At 68.7% G+C, this 3749-nt stretch carries 4 protein-coding genes; 1 reads left to right on the top strand and 3 read right to left on the bottom strand.

Translation table 11 applies throughout. The annotated features are described in order from the left end of the window. Positions 1-471: trehalase-like domain-containing protein (locus tag AC5RV2_RS15810; protein ID WP_494093123.1), on the bottom strand; the 471-nt coding region annotated here is incomplete at its 3' end. Positions 472-514: 43 nt separating this feature from the next. Beyond that, on the bottom strand, positions 515-1381 hold the full coding sequence (locus tag AC5RV2_RS15805; RefSeq protein ID WP_494093122.1) for a glycerophosphodiester phosphodiesterase family protein: 867 nt from the start codon (positions 1379-1381) through the stop codon (positions 515-517). A gap of 100 nt (positions 1382-1481) precedes the next feature. Between AC5RV2_RS15805 and AC5RV2_RS15800 the strand changes: the two genes are divergently transcribed. Next, complete coding sequence (locus AC5RV2_RS15800) at positions 1482-2846, top strand: DUF445 domain-containing protein (RefSeq protein WP_494093121.1); 1365 nt, start codon at positions 1482-1484, stop codon at positions 2844-2846. An 8-nt stretch (positions 2847-2854) separates the two neighbouring features. Here AC5RV2_RS15800 and AC5RV2_RS15795 read toward each other — a convergent pair. Further along, positions 2855-3749, bottom strand: an 895-nt coding sequence (locus tag AC5RV2_RS15795; protein WP_494093120.1) for a 5-oxoprolinase subunit C family protein, incomplete at its 5' end; no start/stop codon positions are given.

The raw sequence follows: 3749 nt of genomic DNA, 5'->3' as shown, positions 1-3749 counted from the left end.
CACGGGCGGATGCTCCACGAGGGTGGCTGTCACGGTGACCAGCTCATCCCGGTAGATTTCGAACGGCTCCATGCCGGCCGCGTCGCCAAGCTGTCCGGATTCCTCGGCCCCGAACCCCGCCCCGGCAGTCTTTTTCGCCTCGTCCGTTGCGGACCGCCCGGGGCTCTCGGCCGCCGAGACTGCTTCATTTTGTTCCCGCGTAGTGACCGGCGGCTGGCTGCGCTGGACTTCCAACGGGTCGCTGCTCAGTCCACCGTGCACACCCGTCCCCATCGGCTCCCCGCTCCGCGGATGCGCGCCGTCCGGCGCCAGCAGCCAGCGGCCGTGCCCGGGGTAGCCGAGAAGCGCACTAAAGACGCTGGGAGAGTCGAAGCGGGGAAGGCAGAGCCAGTCCATGCTCCCGGACCGGGACACCAGGGCCCCCGTATGCAGATCCGATATGAGTGCGTAGTCCTCAATGGGAGATGCCATCTCTCCACTCAATCACAAGGGACCCGGTTACGGCAGCGGCTGTTTAGGCCGGTGCAGCCTGCAGTTGCCGGCGCACCGGGGCCGGCCGGTTGGTGGTGATTTCACCGAAACCCAACTCGCGGCACAGCTCCACGTCCTGCGGATCGTCCACCGTCCAGACGCGGAACTGCGTGCCGGCGTCGAGCCAGCGCCGGACGAGCGGCAGATGCGAGCGCACGTAATCGATGCCGGGTCCGGCCCAGCCTACGCGGTGCGATTCGATCAGGCCTTCGCCTTCAGACAGCGCCCGTCGCAGCAGTACCGCAACAGCGCCGACGGTCAGCTCGCCCATCATCAGGCTGGCTTTGAGTTCTTCGGCGTCGATGTCATCCAAAAGTTGGCAGAGATACTGGCCCGGGATGTGGTCGGCCAAGTACTTCACGGCGTCCGGGTGGAAGCTCATGAAGGACAGCTGGATGTTGTCCAGCCGGGAGGTCTCCGGATCCCAGCCCTCCGCCATCAGGTACTTGAGCAGCTCGTCTTCCAGCTCCTGCCCGTACGGGCTGGGGTGCTTGAGCTCAACGGCCAGGCCCAGCGGCCGACCGGAGCCGCGCATGAGATCCACCAGGTCGTCCAGCGTCACCAGTTGGTCGGCGGTGCCGCCGTACTCGGCCGGAATCGGCGTGCCCTTCCACGAACTGACGTCCAGTTGCAGCAGTTCGTCCAGCGTGTGATCGGACACGTTGCCGGTGCCGGTGGAGGTGCGGTCCAGCGTGAAGTCGTGGAAACAGACCAGCCGGCGGTCTTTGGTCAGGTGGAGGTCGCACTCGATCCCATCGGCGCCGTCGGCGATCGCCTGCAGGTAAGCGGCCCGCGTATTCTCCGCATACTGCTCACTGGAACCACGGTGGGCGTAGATCCTCTGGTGCATGAATTCACCGTACGCGATGACCGGACATCGGGACCCGCCGTAGGGTTGACTGGTGGGTGAACGAACGATGATCGTTCGGCGATTCGGTTTCGGAGGCAACATGGGCACTCAGACGGGCGGCGGCGTCGCACCTGACACGGCGGAAGGGCGGACGGCGGCCGGACACGCGGGGCACACCATCCCCGGAAGCCTCCCGGGTGGCGGAACGGGCCAGCTTGCCGTGCTGCCGGACAGCGTCCGTGCCGCGGGCCTGCGGCGGATGAAACTGCTCGCCACCGGGTTGCTGCTGGTTCTGGCGGTGGTCTTCGTGGTGTCCTTCGCGCTGCAGGACCGCTACCCGTGGCTGAGCTATGTCAGGGCGGCGGCCGAGGGCGGAATGGTGGGTGCACTCGCGGACTGGTTCGCCGTGACCGCACTGTTCAAACACCCGATGGGGCTGAAGATCCCGCACACCGCGATCATCCCGCGCCGCAAGGACCAGATCGGCGCGAGCCTGGGCCAGTTCGTGGAAGAGAATTTCCTGGCCGAGGACGTGGTCAAGGCCAAGATCGGGTCCCTTGGGATCACTGCCAAGGCCGGCCTCTGGCTGGAACGGCCGGAAAACACCGAGCGGATTGCCCGCGAGGGCGCCACGGCCATCCGCGGAGCCTTGACGGTCCTCAATGACGAGGACGTGCAGGAACTGATTGAGTCACTGGCCCGCCGGCATTTGATCGACCCGCAGTGGGGACCGCCGCTGGGCCGGCTGGCCGAGCACGTGCTGCGCGACGGCCACCACCTGAAGCTGGTGGATCTGCTGCTGGGCCGCGCCGCCGACTGGGTCCTGGACAACCAGGACACGGTGGCGCGGCTGGTGTCGGACCGCTCCCCGACCTGGGTCCCGCCGTTCCTGGATTCGCTGGTCGGTGACAAGGTCCATCTGGAGCTGTACAAGTTCCTCATCGCGGTGCAGGCCGATCCGGATCATCCGATGCGCCAGCAGTTGGACGGGTACCTGAACTCCTTGGCACAGGACCTGCAGCACGATCCCGAGATGATGGCACGGGTGGAAGCGATCAAGCACAACGCCTTCGGCGACCCCGAAGTGCGTTCACTGGCGGCCCGCACCTGGGAGACGCTGAAGACCGCCCTGCTGGAGGCGGTGGAGGACCCCCAGAGCGGGTTGAGCCTGACGTTCAAGCGGGCGGTCGGAGACTTCGGCCACCGGCTGGCCACCGACGCGGAACTGGCGGCCAAGATCGACGGCTGGATCGAGGAGGCGGCCGGGTACCTGGTCCGCACCTATCGTTCGCAAATTGCCGCCGTCATCACCGAGACGGTGGAGCGCTGGGATGCCCAGGAGACGTCGCGGAAGATCGAACTCCAGGTGGGCCGGGACCTGCAGTTCATCCGGATCAACGGCACCGTGGTCGGCTCCCTGGCCGGGCTTGCGATCTTTACGGTGGCCACCGCCGCCTTCGGTTAGCCGCGCTCCTAGCCCGCCCAGAGAAAGCGGAGACGTTGGCCGGGCCGGGCCTGGGCCAGCGCCGGGAGGTCGGCCGCTTCCACCACGGCCGGCACCGGATAGCCGCCGGTCACCGGATGGTCGGCCAGGAATACGGTGGGCAAGCCCGACGGCGGCACCTGCACCGCGCCGGTAACCATGCCTTCGCTGGGCAGTTCCCGGTCGACCGCACGCTGCAGCGGCCGGCCCAGCAGGCGCAGTCCGATCCGGTTGCTCTCGGCGCTGACCGTCCACCGGCCCAGCACCAGGCGCTGGCGGGTGTCGGCGGTGAACCAGTCCAGCCGCGGCCCGGGGCGGAGCCGCACGGTCACGGTGGCGTCGGGCGACAGCGGCACCGGCACCGGCGTCCAGCGGGAATGAACGGCGGGCCCTTGGTGCAGGGCGTGTCCTCGGCCCCCGTCGGCGAGCGCGGCGGCGGGGTTCGAGCCGGTCCGTCCGCCCGGTGGAACAACCCCGGTCTCCACGACGTCCCCGTCCCGCAGCGGAGCCGGTCCCATGCCGGAGAGCAGATCCGTGGCCGCCGATCCCATCAGGGTCTCGGCCACGATGCCGCCGGCCACGGCCAGGTAATACCTGAGCCCGGACGCGGCGGGGGCGATCTCCAGCCTCTGGCCGGCACGGACGCGGATGGGCCGGTAAAGATCCGGTTGGTCCTTCCGCGGCCGGTCCGCGTAGGCAGGCTTAGCCGCCGCGTTTCCCGGGCCCGTCACCGAGAGTTTGCCGGAGGCCCCGGCCACCGCCACCACCGTGTCGGCGTCGAACCGCAGCACAGCGCCGCCCAGCAGCAACTCCAGCCCCGCCGCGGTGTCGGGGTTTCCGACCAGGCGGTTGGCCGTGCGCAGTGCCCGGGCGTCCAGTGCGCCG

Source organism: Arthrobacter sp. Y3225116 (assembly GCF_059091245.1).
Note: the sequence above shows the minus strand (reverse complement) of the source record. Positions and strands in the feature narration are given on the sequence as shown.

Coding starts and splice junctions, on each gene's coding strand:
- AC5RV2_RS15805 (WP_494093122.1), bottom strand. CDS start 1,381: ATGCACCAGAGGATCTACGCCCACCGTGGTTCCAGTGAGCAGTATGCG.
- AC5RV2_RS15800 (WP_494093121.1), top strand. CDS start 1,482: ATGGGCACTCAGACGGGCGGCGGCGTCGCACCTGACACGGCGGAAGGG.